This window comes from Actinacidiphila yanglinensis (genome assembly GCF_900107965.1).
Taxonomy (GTDB): Bacteria; Actinomycetota; Actinomycetes; order Streptomycetales; family Streptomycetaceae; genus Actinacidiphila; species Actinacidiphila yanglinensis.
This window is the reverse complement of the sequence record NZ_FNVU01000031.1, coordinates 31,515-56,640: the sequence shown is the minus strand read 5'-3', so window position 1 is coordinate 56,640 and position 25,126 is coordinate 31,515. Positions and strand designations below refer to the sequence as shown.

Genomic DNA, 25,126 nt, shown 5'->3' with positions numbered 1-25,126 from the left:
CATGGCACCCGCCGTATGGATGTACGACTGGGGACATGCATACTGAGCGTCCAGTATGGTAAAACATACCAGTCGTTTAGTATGTGGTCAAGATCGACGGGATCCGGTGCTAGTCGGACGCCCGGCCGCCCGCATCGAGGGTGGCCGCGGCGGCTTGGAGCAGGTCCAGCCGCATCTGGTCGGTCAGCTTGCCGCCACCCTCCACCAGTGCGGCCATCGCGCCCTCCTTCACGGCGACGACGGCCATGCGGGCACGGATGAGTTGGATGGGCGACGGGTCCGGGCCGGCGATGGCCAGGATGATCAGTTCCGTCCTTCCGGCGAAGTCATGGCGCTGGGAGTGTTCCTGCAGGACGGAGGCATCCCCGGACTGCAGTGCCATGTAGGCGGCCGGGTGGTGGGCCTGCAGGTCGATCAGGGCGCCGAGCAGTTCCCGCGGCGTGCGCTCGCCGGCATGGGCCGCGAGTTCGGCGATCTCGGCGGCCGGCTCTGCGACCAGAGCGGAGAGGATCGCCTCCTTGGACTTGAAGTGGTAGTAGAGCGCGCCCTTGGTGACGCCCAGGGCCTCGGCCAGGTCGGCAGTCGAGGTGACGGTGTAGCCCTTGGTCCCGAACAGCTTCCGCGCTGCATCGAGGATGTCTGCCCGCATATCACGGCGCTGGCGTGGAGTCATGACCACCAGCATACTGATCGTTCGGTATGACGTTGCATACTGAACGACCGGTATGTACTCTGGGGTTGTCGTCCTGGGGACCAGCCCCCGCAAGGCCATGAGGAACGAAATGACTCCCGAACAGACACTGAGCCTGGTGCGCCGCTACCACGAGGCGTGGACCACGACCAAGGATTTCGACACGGCAGCGCAGTTCCTCGCGGAGGACCTGAAAACGGACCTCCCCGTCAACACCTACGCGGACAAGCAGGAGTTCGCGGCGGCGATCCGCGGTTTCGGCGAGATGGCGTCGAGCGTCCGAGTGCTGTCCGCATGCGCCGGTCCGGGCGAAGCCGCGATGGTCTACGACCTGGAGCTCGGGCCGATCGGCACGCTGCGGATCGCTGAGCAGTTCGTCGTCGCCGAGGGCCGGATCACCTCCATTCGCCAGGTGCACGACACGGCGACCATGCGCGCGGCGGGGTTTGTACCGCCCCTGCCGCAGTAGCCCCTCCGGCCGGCGATACGTCTACCTCTGCGCGGCGCCGCAGTCCTCACCCCGGAAGAGAACGATCCATTCCCCTCACCCTCCCGGAGCCAGCCTCCGGCGTCCGCGGGTAGCGGAGACGAAACCACCACAACACACCTCATGCACATCGATGATTGGAGCTTGATCACATGTCACAGCGCACTTGGTTCATCACCGGCACCTCCCGCGGCTTCGGCCGCATCTGGGCGGCTGCGGCTCTGGACCGCGGCGACCGCGTGGTCGGCACCGCCCGCGACGTCGGCGCGGTGAGCGACCTTCAGCAGCGTTACCCCGACACCTTCCTCGGACTGCCGCTCGACGTCACCGACCGCCCCGCGGTCTTCGGCGCGGTCAAGACCGCCCACGCCCACTTCGGCAAGCTGGACATCATCGTCAACAACGCCGGTTACGGCCAGTTCGGCATGGTCGAGGAGCTGTCGGAGCAGGAGGCCCGCGACCAGATCGACACGAACCTGTTCGGCGCACTGTGGGTCACCCAGGCCGCCCTGCCCTACCTGCGCGAGGCCCGGAAGGGCCACATCCTCCAGGTCTCCTCGATCGGCGGAATCACCGCGTTCCCCGGGATCGGGATCTACCACGCCTCCAAGTGGGCCCTCGAAGGACTCAGCCAGAGCCTCGCCTCCGAGGTCGCCAGCTTCGGCGTGCATCTGACCCTCATCGAACCGCAGAGCTACGCCACCGACTGGGCCGGTGCCTCGGCCAAGCGCGCCACCGTGATCGACGCATACGGACCGGTGCGTGAGGCGACCTACAAGCGACTGTCGAGCAACAAGCCCGGCGACCCGGATGCCTCCGCCGCCGCGGTGCTCAACATCGTCGACGCAGAGACGCCCCCGCTGCGCGCGTTCCTCGGCTCCGCGCCCCTCGCTGTCGCGGAGAGCGAATACGCCAGCCGCCTGAAGATGTGGCGTGAGTGGCAGCCGGTCGCCGAACTCGCCCAGGGCAGCTGATCCCCTCGCCTCCGGCGATGATGTGCGGGACGCCACGCCTGCGCAGGCAGGCGCGGATCTTGCGCGAATCGCAGCGACTGTCACCAATGATGAGGCGGGGCACACGCCGCGCAATGCGCACCCCGCCGCGAACGACACCAGAAAAGCCACCATTCGCACCAAGATCACACCATGGGAGGCGGGATCCACAGAGCAGGTTGGGCCCACCCCCAAGCACCAGGTGGCTGCTTTCAAAGAGCGCCATCACCGCCGAGGCAGACGAGCATCCACGGCCTTTCAACGTTGTTCATCAGGCAGCTGTCAGGCCGGCGCGCGGCCGGGCGAGGGCGGAGGCCAGGCCGTTTCCGGATCTCCAGGCAAAGATCCGGGCGGCGTCTTCCAGGTCGTTGTAGTCCGGTTGCTTGGTGAGCTGGGCCTCGTTCCCTATTAGATAGGCGTGTCGGAGCCGTACGGAGCGCCTAGGAGGAGGGGCCGGATGTGGCGTGTGTTTTGGGTGCCGCGAGAAGGGCCGGAGGTGCTGGCACGGCTGCCCGTGTTGAGGACCCGGAGCGACCTGCGTGAGCGTGAGGCCTCGGTTCAGATCAGGCCGGGTGATCCGATCCTGCTCGCCCCGGACTATCGGGTCGACGAGCTGATGACACCACCCGCATCACGACCGAAAGCATCTGACCGGTGCCCCCAGCCCCCGACGAACGCGACCGCATTCGGGCTGCGATGGACCGCATCCTGTCCGGCACGCCCCAGCACTCGAAAGGCGCGCTGACGATCGTCGCCCTCGCCACCGAAGTCGGCGTGTTCCGCAACGCGCTCACCCAGCGCCACCTGGATTTGAAGAACGAGTCCTACCCCAAGGTCAAGGAGCGGGGCCAGCCAGGGAATGTCGAGATCCGGCTCCGCCAGCAGGTCGTCAAGCTCAAGACTCTGCGCCAGAACGACCAGACGGAACTCGCCTCGCGCGGCAGGACGTTGAGGCCCTGGTGCCATCGTGAACCAGCTCACTGCCGAGAACCGGCGCTGCCGAACGCAGTTGACCGCTCCGGACCCCGTCGTTCGGCTGCTCCCCACCTAGCCTCAGCCGCCCAGGCCGTGAGCGGGCTGGAAGGTCTGGGCCGCCTCTCGTGAAGCGAGGTCGAGCGAGAGCGCGTGATCTTCGTACGGCCCTACGAGGCTCGGGAACAGGCAGAGCTTCAACAGTCGCACGATCGCTGATTTCCGAAATCGGCGGCGTTGTCTACGTTGGGGCGCTGGCTCTCGCTCCTTCGGGGGCCCGGCGCATGATGCCGTGGTGTTCGCGGGACCTGGCCACGCGGGCGCGTCCCGCGTGAAGTGCGTGCCCGTCGGGCACGACTGCGCCGTCCTCCGCGCTCCGGACGTGGCGTGCGAGGTGTGCGTTCAGCACTCTGTTTCGTTGGCAGCGACGACTTCACGCTGCGCGGTCTGTGCCACGCGCGCGAGCAGCGTCCGCAGTTGCTCGGTGTCCGTGGGGTCGAGGTCGGTGAGGAGGCGCGCTTCGGCGGCGCCGAGGCTCTCCCGTACCTGGGTGAGGCGTGCGCGTCCGGTGTCGGTGATGAGGACCTGGCGGGCGCGCCGGTCGCGCGGGTCCGGCTTGCGGGTCACCAGGTTGTGGGCCTCGAGGTCGTCGAGGAGGTAGGTCATCACGGTGCGGTCGAGGCTCACCTCCTTGGCCAGGGTGAGCTGTGACGGCGGCTCGCGGTCGCCGGCCAGAGCGACCAGGACCAGGTAGCCGCGGGCTCCGCCGGGCAGGTCCGCAACGGAGTCGGTGGCGACGCGGCGAAACGCAGTAGAGACCATGCGGATCGCCCAGCCCAGGTCGGTGTCCAGCGCCAGCGGTTCTGACTCGTTACGCGGCTTCTTGTTCTCGGACATGGGTGCGGCGGTCGGCCGAGCCGGAAGGTGTTCGCCCACGAAGGCGCGGGGCGTGCAGGCACCGTGTCGGCCGCCTGACGTCAGGGCGCTGTGGTCAGCGCTTCGTTGGCTGCGCGGAGCATGTCCGCGTACGGGGCGCGGGGTTGTCCGGTCTGGAGGACGACTTGGCGGGCGGCTTGGTGGACGAGCATGGGCAGTCCGCTGATCACGGTTCTTCCGGCGTTCCGGGCGGCGACCGCGCAAGGGGTGGGCCAGGGCTGGTAGACGACGTCCAGGAAAGCTCCCGCGCCGCGGGGCCAGTGCGGTGCGAGGTGGTCGGCGGCGCCGGGCGGTACCGCGGAGATGACGAGACCGGCGGACAGGTGGTCCGAGGCGGTTGCCCACGAACGGACGCCCGCGCGGATTTCGATCCGCTCTGCGGCGTTGAGCAGGTGGTCGGCCCGGTCGGGGTTACGGGCGATCACGTGGGCGTGGTGGCAGCCCAGGTGCCGGGCGGCGGCCAGGGCGGTGCCGGCGGTTGCTCCGGCGCCGATGACAGTGACCGAGGTCGCGCTGGTCACACCGGCTTCGCGGAGGGCTTGCAGCATGCCGTGCAGGTCGGTGTTGTCGCCGAGCAGGCGCCCGTGGTGGACGACGATGGTGTTGGCGGTTCCCGTCTGCCGGACGGTTTCGGAGGCGTCGTCCAGGAGTGGCAGGACAGCGCGTTTAAGTGGCATTGTGAGGGACAATCCGGCCCAGCTCCCGTCCAGGCCGTGCAGGAACCCGGGCAGCTCTTCGGGCAGGCATTCGATGGCGTGGTACGCCCAGTCCAGTCCCATTGCTTGGTACGCGGCCCGGTGCAGCACCGGCGAGAGCGCCTGGGCAACGGGGGATCCCAGGACAGCGAGCTGCTTCACGGCCGGCGCTTTGGGGCGTGGTGCAGGATGGCGGCCACGCCTTCGTCGCTGGGTTGGTAGGTGATGCCGCGTAGGACGGCGACGGGGGCGCCGCGCCCACGCTGGCCGAGGATCAGCCCGGCTGCGGCGGCCACCAGGTCGGTCAGCGTCTCCTCCTGATGCTTGGTCCGGCCGCCGGGTTCGGTGTGCTCGGTGACGCGCAGGGAGGCGATTCCGGCGGCGCCGATGCTGATGACGGTGGCGCCCCGGCGGTCGGCCCGGCCGTCGGAATCGGCGATCACCACGGCGACCTTCGCCCCGCTGGAGGTGGTGAGTGCGTCGCGCAGCCGGCGGGCGGAGGCGTCCGGGTCCTCGGGCAGCAGCCACGCCCCGTCCGGTCCGGCGCGGTCGATGCCGGCGGAGGTGAGCTGGTAGCCGAGGTGGTGTCGGGCGATGATCGGCCCGCGGTCGGTGGCCAGGAAGTGGTCGCTGGATTCGTCGAGGATGAGCTGGACGATCTCGGCGGGCTTGCCCGTGAGGGCTGCCAGCTCGCGAGCTTGAGGGCCTGGGGTGACAGTTGCCAGGTCCCGGTAGCGACCCTCGGCGATGGAGACGACCTTCGAGGCGATCACCACGATGTCGCCGTCGCACAGTGCGGAGCCCTGGCCGGTCAGGGTGGTGGTGATCGTCGCGGCGAGGTCGTCGCCGGGGCGGATGGTGGGGAAGGGCTCCGCGGCGAACGCGGACAAGGCGCTGGTGTTCATGGCGTGTGGCTCCGTGCGGTGCGGGAGGTGAGGGCGGTGACCAGCCGGGCGTGGGCGGCAGCGAGATCCGCGGCGCGCCCGCCGCAGGGTGGTGCGGTCAGCCAGGTACGGACGCGGTCGACATAGGCCGGCCACAGGGTGCGGGCCGCCTGGTCCGGCGGAGTCCCGGATCTGACGGCTTGCCATGCATCGGCTACCGGCAGTGGCCACGGTGGAGCATCGTACCCGGCCTGTGCGGGGGCGAGTTTGTCGAGCACGGCGTGCATGGACGCCAGGCGGTCGGGGGTGACCTGCCGTTCGGCGGGTCGGTACCGGGCAGCGGGCAGGGCTTCGGCGGCTCGGGGCTGGGGCTGGTGGGTGGTGAGGGCGAGCAGGATGGGGACGGCCTGGTCGTAGATCTGCTGCAGGTGGGGGAAGGAAGCGGCGTGCTGTTTCGGCGTAGGCAGGGTGACGGAGCTGAGGGGGCCGGTGCGGGCGCCGGTGAGCAGGAGGAAGGCGTCGATGCCGTAGCCGTCGACCGCGGCGGCGAGGTCCGGGGCCAGTTCCAGGTCGGCTCGGAGGGCTGCGCGGACGGCCCGGGCCGGTAGGGCGAGGTCGCCGGCCAGCGGCTGGGGGATGTCGTGGCCGGTGGTGGCGGCGATCAGGGGGCGGGCCAGGTGGGAGGTGAGGTTGGCTTCGTCCCAGTAGCGCGGGTAGTTCGCGGTGGCACACCCGCCCGAGGTGCGGGCGAGGTTGAGGAGGGCGCGGTACACGGCCGGGTCGGGGTTGCGGGTGTCGGTGTCGGCGATGAGGACCGGCCCGGTGCCGCCGGGCAGGTGAGCCAGGGCGTTCAGGATCTGGGTGCCCTTGCCGCGTGGGACGCCGGTCAGGCTGATCTTCCGGGCCCGGGTTGGGGTCGCGGCGAAGTGCCTGGCGGTGGCGGGGTCGTCGGAGGAGTCGGTGTGGACGATGACCGCTTGGGGATCGTCCAGGGCGGTGTCGACGGCGGTGGTGACGGCGGCGATGGTGGCGGGTTCGTTGCGGCTGGGCAGGATCGCGGCGGCCGTGCGTGGTGTGGTCATGTGGTCATCTCCCGGGTGATCAGGTCGGCGGCGCTGTCCGGGTCGGGCGCGTACAGGTACAGGTACCGGTGGTTGCCGAGGCGGGAGATCAGGTGGGTGCGCCAGTGGGCCAGGGCCGGGGTGTCGATGTTCCAGACCCGCCCGTACGGGGCACCGGCCGGCCCGCTCAGCGGCGTGGGCAGCCCGGAGATCTGGCGGGCGAGGGCCTCATGCAGGCGGAGTTGTTCGTTGATGCTGAACGGCAGAGCGTTCACCAGCAGCGGGCTGGGGACGGCCGGGTTCACGGTGAGGCGGACCACCGCGGCCAGTGCGGACGGGCTGGCGGCGAACGGGGCCAGGCGGACGACGGGTTTGGGTACCTGCCACCTGGCCGCGTCGCGGGGGCGGGCGGCGGCGGTCGCTTGGCCCGGCCACAGCAGCAGCTCCGACCCGTGTTCGCCCAGGACCGCGAGGTCGTCGCCGGCGTGGGTGAAGCCGCGCTCGCCCAGTGCGAGGGTCACGCTGGTCTTGCCCGCGCCTTTGGACCCCAGGAGCAGCACGCCGCAGCCACCCGGGGTGATCACGGCGTTGGCGTGCAGGGTGAGCATCTGCCGGTGCTGGCGGGCGCGTTCCAGCGCTGTGTACGTGGCGTAGGCCAGGGTCGCGGTGCCGGCGACCGCGCGGGTCAGGCGCAGGCGGACCGCACGCCCGGTGGCGGTGACGTCTGGATCCCCCGTGGTGTACTCCACGATCACTTCGGGAGCTTCGGGCGGCGGCGGGCGGTCGTCGTGGTGCCAGCCGCCGGGGAGCCGGTCGCCCACCGCGGTGGCCGGTGTCGTGTCCAGCCCGGTAGGCAGGTCCATGGCGGCGGTGACGTGGCCGGTGGCCACGGTGCCCCGGCTCATGACGGGGTAGTGGGCGGGTCGAGTTCGGCGAGCAGGTCCTCGACCGGGGCCACTTCGGGCAGGTAGCGGTGGTGCTCGACGAGGTCGGGCATCCAGTCAGTGCGGTGGAACACCGCGCGGACGACGTCGTCGGCGTAGGGGGCGGGGTGGGTGGTGGTGATGTCCAGCGAGGCGGGGTCGGGGTAGCGGGAGCCGTTGGTCCACATCACCGCGATGCGGCAGGGACCGGCCCGGCGGGCGAGTTCGGTGGCTGCGGTGTCGGCGAGCCAGCCGCCGACCTTGCCGACGTGGTAGGCGGGGTTCTTGCCGAACAGGGTTTCGTTGCCTGCCTGCTGGCCGGGGGTGATCAGCCCGGAGCGGGCGTTGCCGCGTCCGACGAGGCCGTCTTCGCCGTAGTCGATCGCCGATCCGGACACGGTGAAATACTGACCGGCCAGCGGACCGGTGGGGGTGTTGCGTGTGTTGCAGACCACGGTGACGGGGCCGGGCAGGCGCTTGGATAGCTCCGCGGTCAGCTCGCCCGTGGTGTGGGTGACCGCGTCGTGGAGTTCGGCTGCCGAGGACAGGTGACCGGGCAGGGCCGGCACGCAGGTGGTGACCGTGAACATGGTCCCGTCCCGGATGACCAGGGCCTTGATGTCGCTGCCCGCCCAGGGCCGGCGGCGGAACCATGCTTCGGTGAGCAGCGCGGTCGTCTCGGCCGCGGTGCGCGGGCCGGTGCCGACCAGGAACGCGGTGTCGTTGGAGTACGGTGCGGTGCGCTCGGGCAGGTCGGCCAGGGTGCGGGGCGCGAACCAGTACGGGAACTTGGAGGAGTCCGTGGTCTGGTGCAGGACGGTGTAGGTGATGCTGTCGAAGCCGGGCAGCGCGGCGCGTAGTTGGTCGGTGGCGGCCTGCTCCAGGATCTCGCGCACCGGCAGGGCGTGGCCGGCGAAGGTGGTCGAGATCCGGCCGCCGAACACCACCCGGACGGGGCGGTCGTAGACGCCGTCGCTCTCCCCGAATCGGGCCCGGCCGCCCAGGACGGCGACCTTGTCGAGGTTGTGGTGCAGCACGGCGCCGAACTCCCGCAGGCAGTAGGCGCTGTAGTAGAGCGAGGCGCGTTCGGCTATCGCGTCGGCCAGGGTGTCGGGGTGGCCGATGCCCTTGCGTTCGACGACCTCGACCCTGAGTTCACTGGGCAGGACGGGCCGGGGAGAGGTGGCGGGCAGTGCGGTAGACATGGTCGATGACCTCCAGCGGGCGCACCAGGGCGCCGAGGGGGAAAAGGCTCGGATGGTGGTGGGACGGACCGCTGGTGCCGGGGGCGGGCAGGGCGCGGTACATCTCGCGGCGCAGCGTGCGGTCGTCGGGCGCGGTGGTGGCCGGGCCGAGTCCGGCTTCGAGGTTCCGGCCGTGCACGTGGACTTGCTGGCCGTCGGCGAGGTGCAGGAGCACTTCGTGCCGCGGAGGTTTGTCGCTGTCGACGCGGGCGTCCACGGTCAGGACGGCGCCGCTGGTGAAGGTGACCTCGGCGGTGACGTGGTCCTCGGATTCGGCCCACCGGCGCTCGTGGCGCACCAGGCCGTCGCAGGAGGCGATGTCCCCGGGCGGCAGCAGTCGCAGGGCCAGGGCGAGTCCGTGGATGGCCTGCTGGTGCAGGACCCCACCGGACGTCGCCCAGTGGGTGCGCCAGGTGCGGTAGTAGGCCCGGTCCCGTCGGCAGACCAGCGTCACTTCGGCCCGGTCCACCGCCGGCCCGTGGTCGAGCAGTCCGGGAAGGCCCGGTGCGAAGTGCGGCTGGAACGCCACGAAGATCCGCTCGTCCGCAGGCTCGGGGCGGCCGAGGTCCGCGGCGCGGACGGTGACGGGTTTTTCCACCAGCACCATGGCACCGGTGCGTGCGGCCCCGCGCGCGACCGTCAGCGCGGTCCCGGGCGGTGCGGCCACGACCACCAGGTCCGGGGCCAACCGTTCCAGGGCGTTTTGCCAGTGCGTGAGCCGCGGCAGCCCGGCGGGCAGGCCGGTGATCGGGCGGGGGTCGGTGACCCCCACCACGGTCATGTCCTCGACGCCGGTTATGGCCTCGAGGTGCTTGATGCCGACCTCGCCCGCGCCGACGAGCAGGACCCGCCTCACGCCAGGCCGCCCGGTATGGTCCGGCGCAAGAACGCCGCCCCCTGGGTGATCGCTCCGGCCGGATCGTCGCGCACGTGGGTCTCCAGCGCGTACGGCAGGGCGGGGCGCACGCGGTGCAGGGCTGCCAGCAGTTCGCCGTACGGCACGCTTCCCGATCCGGCAGCGGTGAAGTGCTTGGTGCCGTCGGCGGCGGGCCGGTAGTCCTTGACGTGGACGTATTCCGCGTACGGGGCAAGGGCATCGACCGCGCCGGCGGTGCCGTGTCCGACCTCGTGCAGGTTGCCCAGGTCCAGCCACAGGCCCATGTCGGGGTGCGTGCGCAGGACGTCCAGCAAAGCGGCGGGCTCGGCGATCGTGCACACCGGCTCGTTCTCCAGCAGCAGCCGCACCCCAGCGGCCTTCGCCCGCTCCAGCGCGTAGGGCAGCAGCGGGTCGTCGGGGAACGTCTCGGTCAGTGCGCCCTCCACCCGCAGATGGGAGAAGACCCGTATCCGGCCGGTGCCCAAGATTCCGGCGACGCTGATCGCCCGGTCCACCCACCGGCGGCGGTCCTGGTCCGGCACCCGGGTGGGGAAGCCGAAGCTGTCGACCCGGCCCGGGGTCGCCTCGGGACGGCACCACTTCCACAGCGGCGACGCCAGCGCCGCGACGACCAGCCCCCGCTCGTCGGCCAGCCGCCGCACCGTGCGCAGCCGGTCATCGTCCAGGACCAGGGCGTTCGAGCCGTAGGCGCTGCGGATCTCCAGGTGACCGACACCCAGGGCGACGGCCAAGTCCATTCCGGCGGCCGGGTCTTGGCCCAGCTCGTCAGGATTGAGTACGACGAATCCCTGCACGAGAAGCTCCTCGTCATCAGTTTTCGGGTGAGGGCCGTTCGGCGGGTGCGAGCGGGCCCGGCTCCGGGCGCTGCACGCCGATGCGGCGCCGCGCACGTGTAGCCGGGCAGGCGCGCCCGGCTACACGTGCGGCGGAGGCGGTGAGGGAGTCGGAGGGGCCGGAGGGGCGGGAGGCGGCGGGGGAGGGGGCTGGGGGCGCATGGCGGAACTCCTCCTCGGTGCGGGGCAGGCGGCGGCCCCTGCTGAGGCGCCGCGGTCGTCGGCTGTTGTCCCAGCCTGGGAACTCCGGGGCCGCAAACCCATCCCGAGGCCCTATAGGGCCGGCCTCTGGCCGTCACCCCAAAGCCATGACAAGCAGTCACCGCGCATCTACGCTGGCGCAGTCGAGACTGGTCCCCTGAGAGGGGAGATCACCGTGCGCAGCCACCACCAGCCCGCCGTGCCCGCCGGCCTGTGGGACCAGGACACGGTCCGCCCCGCCCTCGAACAGCGCGACGTGGCCGTCCTGTTCAAGCACTTCCGCAAGTACGCCGGTGCCAGCCAGACCGCCGTAGGCGCCTTGGTGGGTCTGGCCCAGTCCGATGTCAGCGCCATCGAACGCGGCCTGCGCCAGGTTCAGAGCCTGGAGGTCTTGACGCGTATCGCCGACGGCCTGGGCATACCGCCGGACCTCATGGGTCTGGCCGCAGCCGGCAGCGCCACGGCCGCCGCCGGCCCGCCGATCCCCCGTACCGTCCCCACCCCGCCGCCGTCGGCCGCTAGGCTGGCCGAAGCCGATCAGGAGGACGACGTGCGACGACGCGAACTGGTGGCCGGCGCACTCGGCCTGGGAGCCGGGATGATCGCCGGAACCGCGTCCCCGGCCGCCGCGCAGGAAGACGGCGACAACCCGGCTGCCGCCATGGAACGTGCCTTGTTCACCCCAGTGGCCGCAGCACCCGCCGGCCCGCGCGCCCTGGCAACCGCCCTGGCCGGGGCCCGTGATCAGTTCACCGCGGCGCGCTACGCAGCCCTCGGCCGTGCCCTGCCCCCGCTGATCGCGACCGCCGAAGCCACACGCGACGCCACCAGCGGGCGGGCCCGCGAACACGCCCAGGCCATGGTCGCCCGCGCCTACGTCCTGGCCACGGAACTCGCCGTCAAGCAGCACTCCGAAGCCGCCTGGGCCACCGCCGACCGTGCGCTGAACGCCGCCCGCGCCAGCGGCGACCCTCACGCCGTCAGCGAGGCCGCCCGCGTCCTGGCCATCACCATGCGCCGCGCCGGCCGCAGTAGCGACGCCGTGCACTTCCTCACCGGTACCGCCGCGGCCCTTGACCTCGGCCCAGGCTCCCAGCTCACCGATGCCCTCGCCGCTCGGGTCTGCCTGCTCATGACTGCCGCCTACACCGCCGCCACCGGCGGACAGCGCAGCACCGCCCTGGACCTTCTGGGGGAGGCGGAGGAGTCCGCCGACCGCATCACCGTTACCAGGACCGGGCCGCCGGCCGGGCTCTTCACCATTTCCGCCAGTCCGGCCGAATGCGCGATGTACCGCATCAGCAGCCTCACCGTCCTGGGCACGCCCGATGACGCCGTCCCTTACGCCGCCCGCGTGAAACCGTCTCAGCTGGCCAGCACCGAACGCGTTGCCCGGTACTACACCGACACCGCCAGGATGTGGCACCAAATCGGCGACAACCGACGCACCTTCAGCGCGCTGACCGCCGTCGAACGCACCGCACCCGAAGAAGTCCGTCGCCCCGCCCTGCGCTCCCTGACCGCCGACCTGCTGTACGCACCCCAGAGCCTCCCCGGCCTGAGGGAGTTCGCCGTCCGCACCGGCGCTGCCGCCTAACGCGGCTCTGTTACCGGAGATAGTCGACAGTGGCCCACGGAAGTAGGCACGGCCTGCGCCGCGGGTGCATCCGCAGCGCCATCCCCGAGAAGATCGACCTGATCCCCGGGTTCACCCGGGACGTCACCGGCCTGGGCCATCACGGAACCGGTGACCTGGAGGTCCGGCTGCGTACCGAGAAGGACCTGGAGCGCGCCGGCGACCTCCTGCGGCTCAGCTATGCCGCGGCCTAGCTGAGTGCTGCGGATGGCGTTGGTGGGTGTCGGCCGGACTGGTCGGCACCCATCGGCGTGTCCGTGGCTGTGCACCTTGCGTCCACGGGCTCATCGTGGGTTCGCTGGCGGTCTTCCGTAGGCGACGTGCGCGGCGTTGTGGGAACAGGTGCCAGCCGGACGAGTCCTTTCGTCGGCGGACAGGGCGTGGCGGTGTGAATTCCATGATGCTGAGAAAGCGCGTTTTACCTGACGGTATATTTTTTCCGTGCTATTACGGGCTGCGTGCCGTGCCTCGGGCTCCGGCGGCCTTGTTGTGGGAGGACTTGTGGCTTGAGCAGGTCGGAGCTTGTCGATCAGTTGCCGCCGCATGACTGCACGCGGGGAGGATGTGCGATCTCGGGCTCGCCGAGCGTCTCTTGTGTCTGCGAGCAACTGACGCGTGTCCCTGCCTGCACGACCTATTCGTCATTTCGTTCACGGTCCCCGCGAGCCGCGCGGCGTACCTCACGCCAGGCTGAGAAGAGGTCCGGAAGCTGGCGCAGCAGCGAGGTAGCCAGATACACAAGGAGCCGGAGGAAGCCGAATGCACCCAGTGCGGTGCCCGTAGCGACGTACATGGCGGGTAGCTTGGACGTGGAACCCGGATGGCGCAAGCAGCAGCGGCGAAAGTGAAGGCCGTATTTTCCGGCACGCCGAAGTGGGGCGAATGCGTCCCCTCGCTGCCCCAGGTCATGGTACCGGAGGCGGCTGCCCCGGTTGAACTGCGGGAAAGAGAAATCATTAAAGTACATGCGCATATAGAGTTAAGCAATATAGGCCACGTCGTTAGCGATCTGAAAAATGGCCGGAATTGTCATGGGTGGCGTGAACTAGACGCTTTCGGGCGGCACTATTGGCGGGCGGCTTCGCGGCTGCGGCGTCGCCGCCTGTGTGGGCGGGGTCGCGTTCGTCGATCCGGTGTGCCGCGTATGGGGTGTCGCGGCGTCGAAGGCGGCGAGAGGACCGGGTCGTCGAAACACGGTGTGGTGACTGGGCGGCGCCCCGTACCCTGCTCTGGCACAGGCCGCGTCGTTTGGCCCCGACCGGCTCCGTCCAGCAGCGGGAGAGCCGGACATGACAGGCAGTGGACAGACGGACATCACTGAGCTGGCCGACATGCTCACCGGGCAAAAGCGTGTGAACGTCCGTATGGCCCTTGTCACGGAGGGCAGCCAGTGGCGGATTCACCTGGGCGAGATCAGCATCGACGGCGTGGGGATGAGGGACGGGCGCACCTGGCGTTACAGTACGGCGGCCTTCGTGGAGCGACGCCTGCCCGGCAAGGTGGCCGCGGCACTGCTGATCGGCGAGCCGCAGGAGATCGCCGGACTGGAGGTCTGCAGCCCGAGCCCCCAGCACTCGTCCGCCACGACCAGACGACTGCACGGCCGTCAGGAATGGGGCCGGGAAATCACCGCTTGGCCACGCACGGAGTGGACCATCACCAGGGACTCCGCAGCCAGCCAGCATGGCGGCGGGATCCTGGTCGGCGACGGCGACATTCCCTCGTACATGACGTTCGACGCGGCCTTGAGCGCCTTCTTCTACGGCAGCCCGCACAACAGCAATACCCACTACTCGTACCTGTGGCGGATCGCCCTGCCGCAGCGTGATGCATGGCTGCAGAAGATCACTGTCTCGCCGGATCTTCTGACAGCCGACGTCACCGGCGAGGATCTCGCAGACGTGGTACTGGAACTGAGCGAGCCCGCCGGCCACCAGACGCGGCAGGTGACCGGGCCCGGCACCTACACCTTCCCCCTTCCCGACGGACTTGCTTCCGACTGCCTGCTCATGCTGCGCCGCAAGGGCGACTGGCTGGACCTGCGGTCCTTCCCCGCCCCCGTCTTCGGCCGTGTCCGCGACGACTCGGTTGTCTGGGAGCAGCCGGGAGCTGAAGTGGACATCCTCCTGGCTGCGGGCGAAGGCCAGCACCTGGAGGCGAAGCGAGAAATTCCGTCGGCGGGCGAGAGCCGCAGGAAGATGCTCATAACCATTGCGGCCTTCGCCTCCCAGCACGGCGGCGGCACCCTGCTCATCGGCGTCGAAGACGACGACCTGCAGATTGTGGGACTTCGCGAAGATCAGACCGTCGACCAGCAGATGCTGCAGGTCGGGAACATAATCCGCGACAGCATCGAACCGGCTCCCCTCTACACGCCGCGCGTGATCGACCACCGCGGCAAGAAGGTGCTCGCCATCGAGGTCGCAGGCGACGGCCGGCCCCACGCGTACCGCTTCCAACAAAAGCCGCTTGAGTTCTACGTCCGGCGCGGCCCGAACACGGTTGCTGCGCGGCATCACGAGATCGCGGACGGGTTCGGCCCGCCGCCGTCCGCACGCTTGTACTGAGCGTCCCATCAGCGGCCGCACCCTTTTGGATGGTCGTGATCGTCGCTCTGTGGTCGGGCCCCGGCGTCCGTTCACTGGGGTGCCCCCGCACAATGTCCAGACGGTCCGGTTGTGGAGGCTGCCGTGTACCGCTTTGCCGGCCTTGCCTTCGCGGTGTTCGTCCTGGTCGTGCCGACAGCCCTGCTGGCCAGCGTGGCCGTCTCGGCGGCGGTGGGCCGCTGGTGGACGGCCGCGGTGTGCAGGATCTTTGTGGTGTACGCCGCCGCCTTGATTCCGCTGGAGCGTTCCTTAGGGCGAGGCAGCCGCGGACAGCAGGTCCACTACCGGAGGCTGCGGGAGGTGACTGCTGGCAACGCCCCCCTCGGCGTGACCCGACTGCTGCGCCGGCGGCACGGCGACCCCTTCTTCTACACCGTCGGGCGCCATGCGGGCAGGTTTGGCACCTGGTGACTACTCATCCAGCGTTTCGATGACCGGGACATGCTGACCTAAACCGGCTCCGCCGTGGCCGAAGGCGTGAAGCACTTGTGTGCACGGGCTATCTACGCGGGTTGGCACTTCTTGCCAGTTGTGGTCGTGGGGCGAGGGATCCGATGTGCGCCGTTTCCGTCTCAGGTACATCCCCCTCTTCTGGCTGCTTCACGTCGTGCTGACCTTGTGTAACACCGTCGAAGAGATGCCCTTTAGCAGCAGGCTGTGACAATTGGCCGGGGCGGCCACGAAGTTTCCGCCGGTTCGACGGGCGCCGGTGAGGGGTGCTTGGCCTCTCTCGTTGCCTGGGTACTCAGCCCTGCAGGCAGGTGAGGGTGCAGGTCGCGGGCTTCGGTCGGAGGCTCGGACATTGGCTTGATCGCGATGGTTGGCGATCGTGAGCGCCACGGCAGCCGCGACGCTTGCGGTTCTGTGACTCAGTCGGCGAGAGAGGGAGATCAGCGTGGCCAGCGAGGCGCTCGTGTCGGCGGTGCGGAAGTTGCTGGATGATCCGCATGCGGACCCGGGGTTGGAGGTCTCGGGGGTCGAGCAGGCTGCGGAGGCGGTTCGTCTCCTCGACGAAGGACTGCGTGGAGGGTTGGGTGTCTTTCGCAGCATGGCGGCGGGCGCGCAGCAGGGTGCCGAATCGCTTTCGTCCGACTCCTTGCAAGTGCTCTCTGAGTTCGTACAGAACGCCAACGACGCCGGCGCTGGGCGACTGCGCTTCCGGTTGAGCCCGGAGGCCCTTCTGGTCGCCCACGACGGTGACCCTGTCCGCCTAGGCGACATCCTGCTGCTGGGAATGCCCTGGCTTACCGGCAAGACCACCGACGCCCAGAGCACGGGCCGCTTCGGCATCGGTCTTTCGACGCTCAGGGCTCTTGCCGCCACTTGGGAGGTCCACTGCCGTCCCTTCCACCTGAGGTACGCCGGTCTCACTCTGGAACCCGCTACTCGCCCCGAGCTGCCGGAGGAGATCTCCGGGCCCAGGTGGACGGTCTTCCGGATCCCCCTGGAGCCGGGACAGCTGCCCGCTGACGAGCTCTTCGCATGGTTCGAGAGCTGGAGTGACTCCTCCCTGCTCTTCTTGCGCCATCTCGAACACATCGAGGTGACAGACGGCGAACACAGCACCGTACTGCGGCTGTCCTGGGAGGAAGCCGCACGCACGCGCGTGGAGATAGGCGGCACGGAGTCCAGCGTGGTGGTGCGGCACGCCACGACGAGCGAGGGAGCGGTCTGGCGCATGTACGAAGCGCAGGTCACGCCGCGACCCGAATGGAAGCGTCACCACAAGGCACTCGGGGACGAGGTTCCCGTTGCGGTGGCGCTACCCCTGCAAGTCCACGGCCACGGCAGCGTCCACGCTGGCCTGCCCGTCGCACCGCTCGACATGGCCGCCCGCGTCCACACCCAATTCGACCCCGTTGCCAGCCGCGAGGGATTCGCGAGCAGTCGCCTGAACCAGCAGCTCGTGCCGCTGGTGGCCGATCTGTGGGAGGGCGCCGTCCGCGACGTGCTCGGACACGTGGATCCGGCCGCCTGGCACCTCGTGCACCTCTCGCCGACGGGCGGAGCCACGCCACCGCACCACCTGCAGGACGTGATCAGGTCGACGCTCCAGACCCGCGCTCGACAGTCGCTCGCTGCGAATCTCGTCCTCCCGGCGTCCGACGACGGCCCCCCGGTGTCCCTGGTTGAGTTCGCCGTCGAAGAGATCGCCCTGACCGGCGTGATTGACGACGCGGAGGTCGCCCGTCTGTCCGGCGCCCCCTACACCTTTCCGCACACTGCCCGCGACCGGGCTGGCCACTGGCGTCGCGTCCTTGCTGACTGGCGCGCGGCGGGGGCGGCCGAGTTGCGCCCCGAGGTGCGGGTCACGGACGCGCTCGTCCTCTTTGGCGACGCGGAACGCGATGTCGTACGAACCGTCCGGCTTGCTGCGGTCGCCCTCGAATCCGGCCACGAATACACGCTGGCGCAAAAGCCGTGTCTGGTCAGCGCCGACGGGCGTTCGCTGAATCCGTCCGACCGTCGGCACGCGTACGCCGAAGGGCCCGCCAGCGATACCGGGACCCTGGACGGCCTGGGCGTCGTGCACGATCTCCATCCCGCCTTCTGGGCTGAAGACCCTGCCGCGAAGAAGGTGCTCGACTGGCTGCGGCGTCGCGGATCGCTTATCCGGCGGGACGACACGGCTGCCGTCCTCGGGATCGTCGCCCGGCTCGGCGAGTCGGGCGGACGACTGCCCGACGCCGACGAACCAGAGGAGATCGCCCGCCTCGCCTCCCTCCAAAGCGCCCTCGGCGACCTGCCCAAGAGGGCCCGGAACACTCTCGGGCCCAAGATCGGGCGGGCTGTACGGCTGAACGCCTTCACGTTCGACGACCAAGGCGAGGAGCAACCCTGCGTAGTGGAGCCCCGCGCCGCCTACCTTCCGGCGAAGCTGGAGAGCGCCGACCGCGACCGGTTCGCTGTCGCTGCCCGCAAGACACCGGGACTCGTCTGGGTGCACCGCTCCTACGAGCGATCGCTCCTGTCGGCCGCACAGGGCAATGGTCTGAGCAGAACGGCCTTCCTCCGGCTTCTCGGCGTCGCGGACATCCCTCGCCTGACAGCGCTCCCGCGCGACCGCTTCGATTCCGCGTACTTCAAGCAATACGCGGCGGACTCCCGGATCGGTCTGGCACGCCATTGCATGTGGAACCTCCCGGACCGCCGGAGGGTGATGTGGAATGAGACCGCGACGCACACGCTGGACGACCTCGTCAGCGACGACCTGCGCGCCGTCGTGGCCGATATCGTGGCCGAGGAGAACGTGGGCGAGCGTCGGCGGCGCACGGCCGCACTACTGCGCACGCTCACGGGGCCGCTGACCAGCTCCGAACAGGGCCGGGTGCAGATGGCCCAGGCGGACCGCAAGTGGTTCGTCGCGGCGAGACGTCGGCCCTGTGGGTCTGGCAGCTGCGGGACGCCGCCTGGCTGGAGGACGCCACCGGTGCTCTGCGGCCCCCGACCGCGCTTCAGCTGCGCACGCCGGATGCCGTGGCCCTCTACGGTCACGACGACCCCGACTACCTGCACAGAGACATTCAGCAGGCCTTGGCTAGCCGTACCGACGTCCTCACCCTCCTCGGCGTTTCCGGCGACCCCGACGTTCCCCGGCTCGCGGACCGGCTCCGCGAACTGCGAAAGCGCACATGGGACGGCGACGAGATCGGAGATGGCCTGCGAGCGGAAGCGCTGCTCGTCTACCGGGCCCTCGCACGACGTCTCACGGACCGCTCGACCGAGGTCCCGCGGACCGAGGTCGAGCGAAACATCCGGCACGCCTTCATGGGGGAGGAGCTCATCCTGACCGACCAGGGCTGGAAAGCCTCGGACGACTGCTTCAGCGGCACCGCTGTTCTGCGCGGCTTCCGCCCCTTCACCTTCACCGAGCCTGGCCTCGAACCGCTGTGGCAGCTCCTCGGCATCGGCGAGCCGGAAGCCGAGGACCTGGTCGACGTACTGAAAGAGATCGCCCGGCAGGACGAGTTTCCCGCCTCCCAGCAGCAGGTGATGCTCAACGCCCTGCGCTCCCTGCGGGACCGGCTCGCTTCTGTCGGCGGACCGGCCCCGCTCGCGGTGCGCAACAAGTTGCGGCCGCTGCCGCTCTGGACCACCTCTGGGTGGACGCGGACCAGGCCGGTGTATGCCGTCGATCATCCTGGCGTCGAACGCGCACTCGCCGAGCGGTTGCCGCTCTGGAAGCCGGGAGGCGACGTCCAGCAGTTCACGTCTCTGTTCGCTCTACTCAAGGTCATCCCGCTGGACGTCGCCGGCGCACTGGTCATCGATGGCCAGGATTCGGTGCCCGACAGCACCCTGACCGAGGACTTCCGCCGCGCTGTCGTCGCACTGCAAGACCTTCTCGTACGGGACGAGCCCGAGCTCGCGGAGTCCTTCTCCGACTGGAATTGGCTGGCGGGCCTGGAGGTACGGATCCATCCCCACCTGAGGATCCGTCTTGAACCGGACGGAGCGCACGAGCCCGTTGAGCTGCCCGTCGACGCGCAGATCGCCCGTGAGCAGGGCGCCCTCTTCCTCCGCTCCGCTGAGGCACTGCCGACCAAGCCGGGCACGGGCACGGCCATCGCCGCCCTCTTCCCCGGGCAACGGCACCGAGTCGGTCACCGTTGGCGCGACGTCTGGGAGGAGCGCCTGGCGGACACTGCAGTCGAGACTGCGTTCACGTCGACCGGGCAGCAGGACCAGGAGGACCGCCGGCGGCTCGACGAACAACTGCGCCGAAGGCAGCAGGAGACCCCGGCCACGCACCCCACACCGAGTGTTCCGGCCTCACGTCAAGCACCGCCACCACCCCTAAAGAGGGTGCCAGCCCAGAGCCTCCCCTCCGCCCCGTCACTTACTACCCTGCCAAGCAGACCATCGCCCTCGCCGCAGCCGGCCCCGCCGTCGTCCGCGCGCCGCCTCGTCAGTGAAGCTGCCTTCGATGCTCCGCCCCTCACGGTCACCACCACCGGTCCCTCACAGCCGCCCACGAGTGATCCGTCCGCCTCGGGTTACACGCGTACCGGCGGAATGAGTCCATGGCCCTCATCCCTTCCCCTCTCCCGGCCCGGCGGTAGTCCGCCGCGAGAGCAGTCCGCTCCGCTGGGCTACCGGGACCCCGATAAGGAGCGACTCGCCCTGCGGGCGCTACGGCGCATCCTGCGGGACCAGGGCATCGACCTGGAGGATCAGCGCGGAGTCTCGGGCTTCGGGGCCGACGCCCTCGACTCGACCGGGCGCTTCTTCGAGATCAAGGCGCACGGCGGTGCGGTCCCCCTCGAACTCTCCCTCACCCGTGCTGAGTTCAGGCGGGCAATGTCCGAAGGGGACAACTACATCCTGGTGATCGCCTCACACCTGGAGAAGGGCAAGGGCACCCCGACCCTTCGCCTCATCCCGGACCCGGTGAACCGCTTCGAGATCGAGCTCCCGACGGAGACCAGGCTCAAGGGCGTCCGGTACACGGGGGTGGCATCCACGGTGTACGAGTGGCCTTCGGAGCAGTGAGCCGCACCAGTTCCGGGTGGCGGCACCAGATGATCGCGGCTCATCCCGCCCTCCAGGCACTTCAGGGAAACCCGGCCGGGCAGGCGGACGCCGCGGTGGGCGCCGTCGCCGGCTCGGCGGTTGGTGATCAGGTCGTCGGCTTGGAGCCGGGGCAGGGCGGCGGGGTGTCCGGGCACGGCGCCATTGTCGTGGGCGGCGAGGATGCGAGCCCCGGTGAGAGGGTGAGGGGGTGCAGACGATGCCTTTCTCGGGTGCGGCTCTGACCCGTCGGTCTGCGGTGCGGTCGGGTGTGAGGAACGCGGCATGACAGTGTCCCTGTGGCCATCGACAGGTGCCTCCCGGCTCGATGTCCGAGTGACTCCTCGGCGACTCAGGCGTTAAAGGTGTGTGGTGCGCTGCATGCGTCACACCGGCCCCACGTACACCGGCGCATTAGTCGGGGGCCGTTCGAGCGGGAGGCCCTGGCAGTCATGGCAGCCTCCGGATCCGGGGCCTCCCGCTTGCACCGCTGCCGCTCGCGACGGGAACGACCACCACCGCGTGGGGCCGCCATCGCCTCGGTTGCAGGTGACCTCTGCCTCAGTTGCGCCTTCGGGCTGTTGGCCGTCAGGGGTTGCCATCAGCGGGCTTCGACCGTGGGCAAGCCGCCCTGTGTGTGAGCCCAGGTCTGCCGGTGCTGCTACGGCCCGGATCCGACGGGCTGTGACCATGGAATGTGGATGGTGTGGTGTGCGAGGCGTTCGTGTCGGTGGTGGCGGCGCGAAAGGGAATGGGGGCGCGGGGAATGCGTATTCCGATTTCTGCGTGTACCAACCTTAAGGCGCCGTGTGCGCTCCCGGGCGCTCCGCCGTATGGCTGACGTCGCCCCGAACCGCTTGATGGCGAGACCGCTCAGATGGGTTAATCCGGGCATCTGCTTCTTTGGGCGGTGATCCACGGAGCATACGAAAAACCCCTCGACTGGGATCGGTTGTTCCCCGTCGGGAGTCACGTCCGATGTCCTCGCGCGTGACGGTTCATGCGGGACTGCATCGCAATCCGCGCACGTCACGAGGCCATCGAACGAACCACCTGCCAGTGGTTGTTGTGACGTCGGTGTGCACCTTTTCGGGATGTCCGTGGATCTGAACGCCCCTGTCACTGCTCGGAAGAGTACCGCATTCCGAGCGAGGAGGAACAGCTCATGCCAATTACCCCCAACCAGGGCCCGAGTGGCGGCGGAACTCTCGTCACCATCACGGGCACCAATTTGAGCGGCACCACCGCCGTTCGCTTCGGCACCCGTTCGGCGACGTCCGTCACCAACGTCTCGCCCACCCAGGTCACCGCCGTCTCGCCTGCGGGCAACGGAGCGGTCGGTGTCACCGTGACCACGGCCGGCGGAACGAGCAACCCGGTCTCGTTCTTCTACGTCGGCGCGCCCTTCAAGCAGTCGCTCAGCCCGGACACGGGCTCGACCGCGGGCGGCGAGACGGTCACCATCAACGGCACCGGGCTGGCCACGGCCTCCAGCGTGGCTTTCGGCGCCAACAGTGCGACGCCGACGGTCGTCTCGGACAGCCAGATCACCGTTACGGCGCCGGCCGGGACCGCCGGTTCCGTCGGTGTCACCGTCACCACCGCGGGCGGGAGCAACAACGGCCTGACGTACACGTACGTGGCCGACCCGACGCTGACCGCGATCACGCCCACGTCGGGGCCGACCTCGGGAGGCACCGCGGTGACCCTCACCGGCACCAGCCTGACCTCCACCACGGGGGTCACCTTCGGTGGTGTCCCCGCGATCTTCGGAGTGCTGTCCGACACTTCGGTGTCGGCCGTCACGCCGGCGGGGACCGCGGGCGCCGTCGACGTCGTGCTGACCAACGACGCCGGCAGCGACACCCTGGCGGCTGGCTACACCTACGTGGCGGGCCCGGGCATCTGACCGTCCATCAAGGGCGCGGTGTCCCTCTGTGGCCCCCGCCAGGACACCGCGCCCTGCTTTTCGCGGTCCCCGGCCCGATCCCCGGGTCGGGGACCCTGCACCCGCCTGCCGTCGACCGTGCGCCGCGGGAGACAGCCCGGCCGGAATTCCCCCTGCCACACACCCGTGCAGGGACCACGCCGTAGCGCCTGGGACCTGCCGCTCACGGCCCCGCCGGCGCGATCGGGCCGACCACACCTCTTGGAGTCACCGTGGCCCCTGTCCTCACCTCGGTCGTGCCCAACACGGGTCCGGCGGCGGGCACCAATCCCGTGACCTTGAACGGCAGTCAGTTCACCGGCGCCACCGCCGTCACCTTCGGATCGGCGGCCGCCCTGTCCTACACGGTCACCAGCCCCTCGGTGATCTCCGCGACGGTCCCGCCCGGCACCGGCATCGTCAACGTGACCGTGCGTACGCCGGCCGGGCTCAGCAACGCGGTCACCTACACCTACGCGGCGGCGCCGACCCTCACCTCGATCGCGCCGTCCCAGGGCCCGGCGTCGGGCGGGACGACGGTGGTCCTCACCGGCACGGGGCTGACGGGGGCGACCGCGGTCACGTTCGGCAGCAGCCCGGCGGCTTCGTTCACGGTCAACTCGGCCACCCAGATCACCGCGGTCACTCCGGCCGGCACCGGAACGGTGGCCTGCACCGTCACCGGCCCCGGCGGCACCAGCAACACCGTCTTCTACACCTACCTGACGGCGCCCGTGCTCACGGCGCTCTCGCCTGCGCAGGGCCCGACCGGCGCCGGCGCCAGCGTGACCCTGACCGGCACCGGGCTGACCACGACCACCACCGTCCTGTTCGGTTCCACGCCCGCGGCGTTCACCGTGATCTCGGACACCACGGTGGTCGCCCTCGCCCCCGCGGGCGCCGCGGGAACGGTGGCGGTAGGGGTGACGACGGCCGCCGGCGCGAGCAACACGCTCACCTACCTACGGGTGGCACCCCCCGCGATCTAGCCCGAACCCGCAGCCCCCTGCCTGCAGATGGCCCCACACGCCGCCGCCGGACCGGTCCATTCGAGCGAGCTGATCACCCAGGAGAGTTCGGGCGGAGCCAGACCTCCCCGAAATGCTCTGAAAAGCGACTTAAAGTCACGCCTCGAACGATGTTGCCCCCCACCAGACGTTCCTATCGAGGAGGCCCCCGTGATTTCCTGGCGCGAACGACGTGTACGACCTGAACGACGCAGCCCCAAAGCCGCCTTCCTGGTCGCCGCGGCGGCCGCCGCCGCTGTGGTCGCCCTCGCCCCGTCGGCCGCCGCTGTCGATACGTCGACCACCACGGTGGAGGCGTCACCCTCGCCGGCGACGACCGGGCAACTGGTGGTGCTCGACGCAACGGTGACGTGCACTTCCGACCCGAGCACCGGACTCGGCGTGTCGTTCTTCGACGGCGACAACCTCCTCGCCACCGCGCCCGTCTCCACCGACGGGCAGTCCTTCCTGACCACCGGCTTCACCACCACCGGCACCCACCACATCATCGCCGCCTACAACGGCGACGCCAACTGCGGCGCATCGAACGACGACACCGACATCACCGTCACCCAAGCCACCACACCCACACCCCCACCGAACAACCCGGGCTGCCTCCTGTGCGGCCTGATCAACTACCACGTCGGAGACATCCACAACGAGATCAACATCAACAGCCACAACACCACGAACATCGTCAAGCCCAGCTCCCGTTGGTAGAACCACCCGGGGGACGCCACGGACTCGTGGCGTCCCCCAGGCACGCCGCGACCCGCACCTCAATGATCGGCCCCTCCCCAGTCGCCACTGAAGGCGGGAGATGCTGGCCCCGGTGGGCGCAACCACCCGACGCAACCAAGGGCCCGGCAGAGTCTCGGGAATTCCCCCCGGCAATCCCACCGCGCCCCGCCCACGGGCAGGGCAAGGGAGTTTCCGTCGCAACATGCACCGGGGATTCGGGCGACCCGGTAGGGACGTGGCAGGCCACCGTAACTCCGGTGCGACATTCTCTGGGCAGCCGAAAATCTGAATGGGCGTGTCGTTGAGGTACGGGTAGACCAGGCGCGCATAATGGACATACCGGCTCCTCGTTGAGCAGGTGAGCCCGGGACAGTCGCAGGTCAAGAAAGTGGTCGGCTGTCCCGGGATATCCAATGCGGAGCCAAGGTTCCCGGGTGGCTCGCTGAACGCACCCGACAGGCTAGACGTGGCGGTCGAGACTGACCGACGTCTCTCTTTCTTCGCCGAGAAATACTGGCTTTAAATTCCTGGGCGCTTGCCGCTCGATGGCATTCTTTCCGTGGGCGTCGCAGGCCGTCCTTGGGCACTGCATCGGCGGTCGGGTGGCAGCAGCTCCAGCGGCCCCGCCCACCGCCGGAGTTGATGGAGCGGACGGCGTCTTGGACGCGGCCAAGGACGTCCTGGGGGACCGACTCGGGCGTCTGTCTGCCCCTCGGGGGGCATCCTGCGGCCCGCCACGCTGAGCCTGGCGGGCCGCTTCGGTGCGACGCCATCACGGCACGGTGCCGTTCCAGAGACAAGGCCATGTGCCCGCCGGGCTGGGAGAAGGTCCTGGGAGACATCCGTCGCGGGCGGTAGCCCGGGCAGGGGAACCGCCGTCG

The 25,126-nt window shown here is 69.7% G+C and carries 21 protein-coding genes; 12 read left to right on the top strand and 9 right to left on the bottom strand.

Annotation, left to right across the window (positions count from 1 at the left end):
- Nucleotides 1–109 precede the first annotated feature (109 nt).
- Complete coding sequence (locus C4U44_RS39085) at nt 110–673, bottom strand: TetR/AcrR family transcriptional regulator (protein ID WP_200823558.1); 564 nt, start codon at nt 671–673, stop codon at nt 110–112.
- Between the two features lie 109 nt (nt 674–782).
- Between C4U44_RS39085 and C4U44_RS39080 the strand changes: the two genes are divergently transcribed.
- From C4U44_RS39080 to C4U44_RS39070, 3 genes are all read left to right on the top strand, one after another.
- Entirely contained in the window at nt 783–1,160 is a 378-nt protein-coding gene (locus C4U44_RS39080; RefSeq protein WP_160145203.1) for a nuclear transport factor 2 family protein, read from the top strand.
- 170 nt (nt 1,161–1,330) lie between these two features.
- Entirely contained in the window at nt 1,331–2,152 is an 822-nt protein-coding gene (locus tag C4U44_RS39075; protein WP_103890880.1) for an SDR family oxidoreductase, read from the top strand.
- A gap of 714 nt (nt 2,153–2,866) precedes the next feature.
- The gene (locus tag C4U44_RS39070) at nt 2,867–3,274 is read left to right on the top strand and encodes a hypothetical protein (protein WP_200823557.1); all 408 of its coding nucleotides are present in this window, start codon (nt 2,867–2,869) and stop codon (nt 3,272–3,274) included.
- Nucleotides 3,275–3,544: 270 nt separating this feature from the next.
- Here the strand turns inward: C4U44_RS39070 and C4U44_RS39065 are convergent, their stop codons facing one another.
- The 8 genes from C4U44_RS39065 to C4U44_RS39030 form a co-directional block, all read right to left on the bottom strand.
- Nucleotides 3,545–4,039, bottom strand: a complete 495-nt coding sequence (locus C4U44_RS39065; RefSeq protein ID WP_103890879.1) for a MarR family winged helix-turn-helix transcriptional regulator — start codon at nt 4,037–4,039, stop codon at nt 3,545–3,547.
- A gap of 80 nt (nt 4,040–4,119) precedes the next feature.
- Nucleotides 4,120–4,935, bottom strand: coding sequence for a shikimate dehydrogenase (locus C4U44_RS39060; RefSeq protein ID WP_103890878.1), 816 nt, complete (start codon nt 4,933–4,935; stop codon nt 4,120–4,122).
- Complete coding sequence (locus C4U44_RS39055; RefSeq protein ID WP_103890877.1) at nt 4,932–5,678, bottom strand: coenzyme F420-0:L-glutamate ligase; 747 nt, start codon at nt 5,676–5,678, stop codon at nt 4,932–4,934. The genes C4U44_RS39060 and C4U44_RS39055 overlap by 4 nt, the downstream gene beginning before the upstream one ends.
- Nucleotides 5,675–6,739 (bottom strand): glycosyltransferase family protein, encoded by a 1,065-nt coding sequence (locus C4U44_RS39050; protein ID WP_103890876.1) that lies wholly within the window; start codon nt 6,737–6,739, stop codon nt 5,675–5,677. The genes C4U44_RS39055 and C4U44_RS39050 overlap by 4 nt, the downstream gene beginning before the upstream one ends.
- Nucleotides 6,736–7,623 carry a phosphoenolpyruvate carboxykinase (ATP) gene (locus tag C4U44_RS39045; protein ID WP_103890875.1) on the bottom strand — a complete coding sequence of 296 codons (888 nt, stop codon included), beginning with the start codon at nt 7,621–7,623 and terminating at the stop codon, nt 6,736–6,738. The genes C4U44_RS39050 and C4U44_RS39045 overlap by 4 nt, the downstream gene beginning before the upstream one ends.
- Complete coding sequence (locus C4U44_RS39040) at nt 7,620–8,846, bottom strand: methionine adenosyltransferase (RefSeq protein WP_103890874.1); 1,227 nt, start codon at nt 8,844–8,846, stop codon at nt 7,620–7,622. Before C4U44_RS39040 ends, C4U44_RS39045 begins: the two co-directional genes overlap by 4 nt.
- Nucleotides 8,797–9,741: a Gfo/Idh/MocA family protein gene (locus C4U44_RS39035; RefSeq protein WP_103890873.1), complete on the bottom strand. Its 945-nt coding sequence runs from the start codon at nt 9,739–9,741 to the stop codon at nt 8,797–8,799. The genes C4U44_RS39040 and C4U44_RS39035 overlap by 50 nt, the downstream gene beginning before the upstream one ends.
- Entirely contained in the window at nt 9,738–10,577 is an 840-nt protein-coding gene (locus C4U44_RS39030) for a sugar phosphate isomerase/epimerase family protein (protein ID WP_103890872.1), read from the bottom strand. The genes C4U44_RS39035 and C4U44_RS39030 overlap by 4 nt, the downstream gene beginning before the upstream one ends.
- A gap of 415 nt (nt 10,578–10,992) precedes the next feature.
- Here C4U44_RS39030 and C4U44_RS39025 point away from each other — a divergent pair, with 415 nt between their 5' ends.
- The 9 genes from C4U44_RS39025 (at nt 10,993) to C4U44_RS38980 (ending at nt 24,224) form a co-directional block, all read left to right on the top strand.
- On the top strand, nt 10,993–12,414 hold the full coding sequence (locus C4U44_RS39025) for a helix-turn-helix domain-containing protein (protein WP_160145202.1): 1,422 nt from the start codon (nt 10,993–10,995) through the stop codon (nt 12,412–12,414).
- A 29-nt stretch (nt 12,415–12,443) separates the two neighbouring features.
- Nucleotides 12,444–12,647, top strand: coding sequence for a hypothetical protein (locus C4U44_RS39020; RefSeq protein ID WP_103890870.1), 204 nt, complete (start codon nt 12,444–12,446; stop codon nt 12,645–12,647).
- Between the two features lie 1,095 nt (nt 12,648–13,742).
- A complete protein-coding gene (locus C4U44_RS39015; RefSeq protein WP_103890869.1) occupies nt 13,743–15,020 on the top strand; it encodes an AlbA family DNA-binding domain-containing protein in 1,278 nt (425 codons plus the stop codon).
- A 111-nt stretch (nt 15,021–15,131) separates the two neighbouring features.
- The gene (locus tag C4U44_RS39010) at nt 15,132–15,470 is read left to right on the top strand and encodes a hypothetical protein (RefSeq protein ID WP_146088457.1); all 339 of its coding nucleotides are present in this window, start codon (nt 15,132–15,134) and stop codon (nt 15,468–15,470) included.
- Nucleotides 15,471–15,954: 484 nt separating this feature from the next.
- Nucleotides 15,955–18,849, top strand: coding sequence for an ATP-binding protein (locus C4U44_RS39005; protein ID WP_103890867.1), 2,895 nt, complete (start codon nt 15,955–15,957; stop codon nt 18,847–18,849).
- Complete coding sequence (locus C4U44_RS41795; protein ID WP_160145201.1) at nt 18,828–20,552, top strand: protein NO VEIN domain-containing protein; 1,725 nt, start codon at nt 18,828–18,830, stop codon at nt 20,550–20,552. Before C4U44_RS39005 ends, C4U44_RS41795 begins: the two co-directional genes overlap by 22 nt.
- Before the next feature lie 1,183 nt (nt 20,553–21,735).
- The gene (locus C4U44_RS38990) at nt 21,736–22,479 is read left to right on the top strand and encodes an IPT/TIG domain-containing protein (protein WP_103890864.1); all 744 of its coding nucleotides are present in this window, start codon (nt 21,736–21,738) and stop codon (nt 22,477–22,479) included.
- Nucleotides 22,480–22,730: 251 nt separating this feature from the next.
- Nucleotides 22,731–23,486, top strand: coding sequence for an IPT/TIG domain-containing protein (locus C4U44_RS38985; protein WP_235032678.1), 756 nt, complete (start codon nt 22,731–22,733; stop codon nt 23,484–23,486).
- Between the two features lie 189 nt (nt 23,487–23,675).
- A complete protein-coding gene (locus C4U44_RS38980; protein WP_235032677.1) occupies nt 23,676–24,224 on the top strand; it encodes an Ig-like domain-containing protein in 549 nt (182 codons plus the stop codon).
- The last annotated feature ends 902 nt before the right edge of the window (nt 24,225–25,126 follow it).

Bases quoted from the DNA above. Each gene is read 5' to 3' on its own strand.
- C4U44_RS39085 (WP_200823558.1), bottom strand. From the start codon at position 673: ATGACTCCACGCCAGCGCCGTGATATGCGGGCAGACATCCTCGATGCA.
- C4U44_RS39080 (WP_160145203.1), top strand. From the start codon at position 783: ATGACTCCCGAACAGACACTGAGCCTGGTGCGCCGCTACCACGAGGCG.
- C4U44_RS39075 (WP_103890880.1), top strand. From the start codon at position 1,331: ATGTCACAGCGCACTTGGTTCATCACCGGCACCTCCCGCGGCTTCGGC.
- C4U44_RS39070 (WP_200823557.1), top strand. From the start codon at position 2,867: ATGGACCGCATCCTGTCCGGCACGCCCCAGCACTCGAAAGGCGCGCTG.
- C4U44_RS39065 (WP_103890879.1), bottom strand. From the start codon at position 4,039: ATGTCCGAGAACAAGAAGCCGCGTAACGAGTCAGAACCGCTGGCGCTG.
- C4U44_RS39055 (WP_103890877.1), bottom strand. From the start codon at position 5,678: ATGAACACCAGCGCCTTGTCCGCGTTCGCCGCGGAGCCCTTCCCCACC.
- C4U44_RS39050 (WP_103890876.1), bottom strand. From the start codon at position 6,739: ATGACCACACCACGCACGGCCGCCGCGATCCTGCCCAGCCGCAACGAA.
- C4U44_RS39045 (WP_103890875.1), bottom strand. From the start codon at position 7,623: ATGAGCCGGGGCACCGTGGCCACCGGCCACGTCACCGCCGCCATGGAC.
- C4U44_RS39040 (WP_103890874.1), bottom strand. From the start codon at position 8,846: ATGTCTACCGCACTGCCCGCCACCTCTCCCCGGCCCGTCCTGCCCAGT.
- C4U44_RS39015 (WP_103890869.1), top strand. From the start codon at position 13,743: ATGACAGGCAGTGGACAGACGGACATCACTGAGCTGGCCGACATGCTC.
- C4U44_RS41795 (WP_160145201.1), top strand. From the start codon at position 18,828: ATGGGGGAGGAGCTCATCCTGACCGACCAGGGCTGGAAAGCCTCGGAC.
- C4U44_RS38990 (WP_103890864.1), top strand. From the start codon at position 21,736: ATGCCAATTACCCCCAACCAGGGCCCGAGTGGCGGCGGAACTCTCGTC.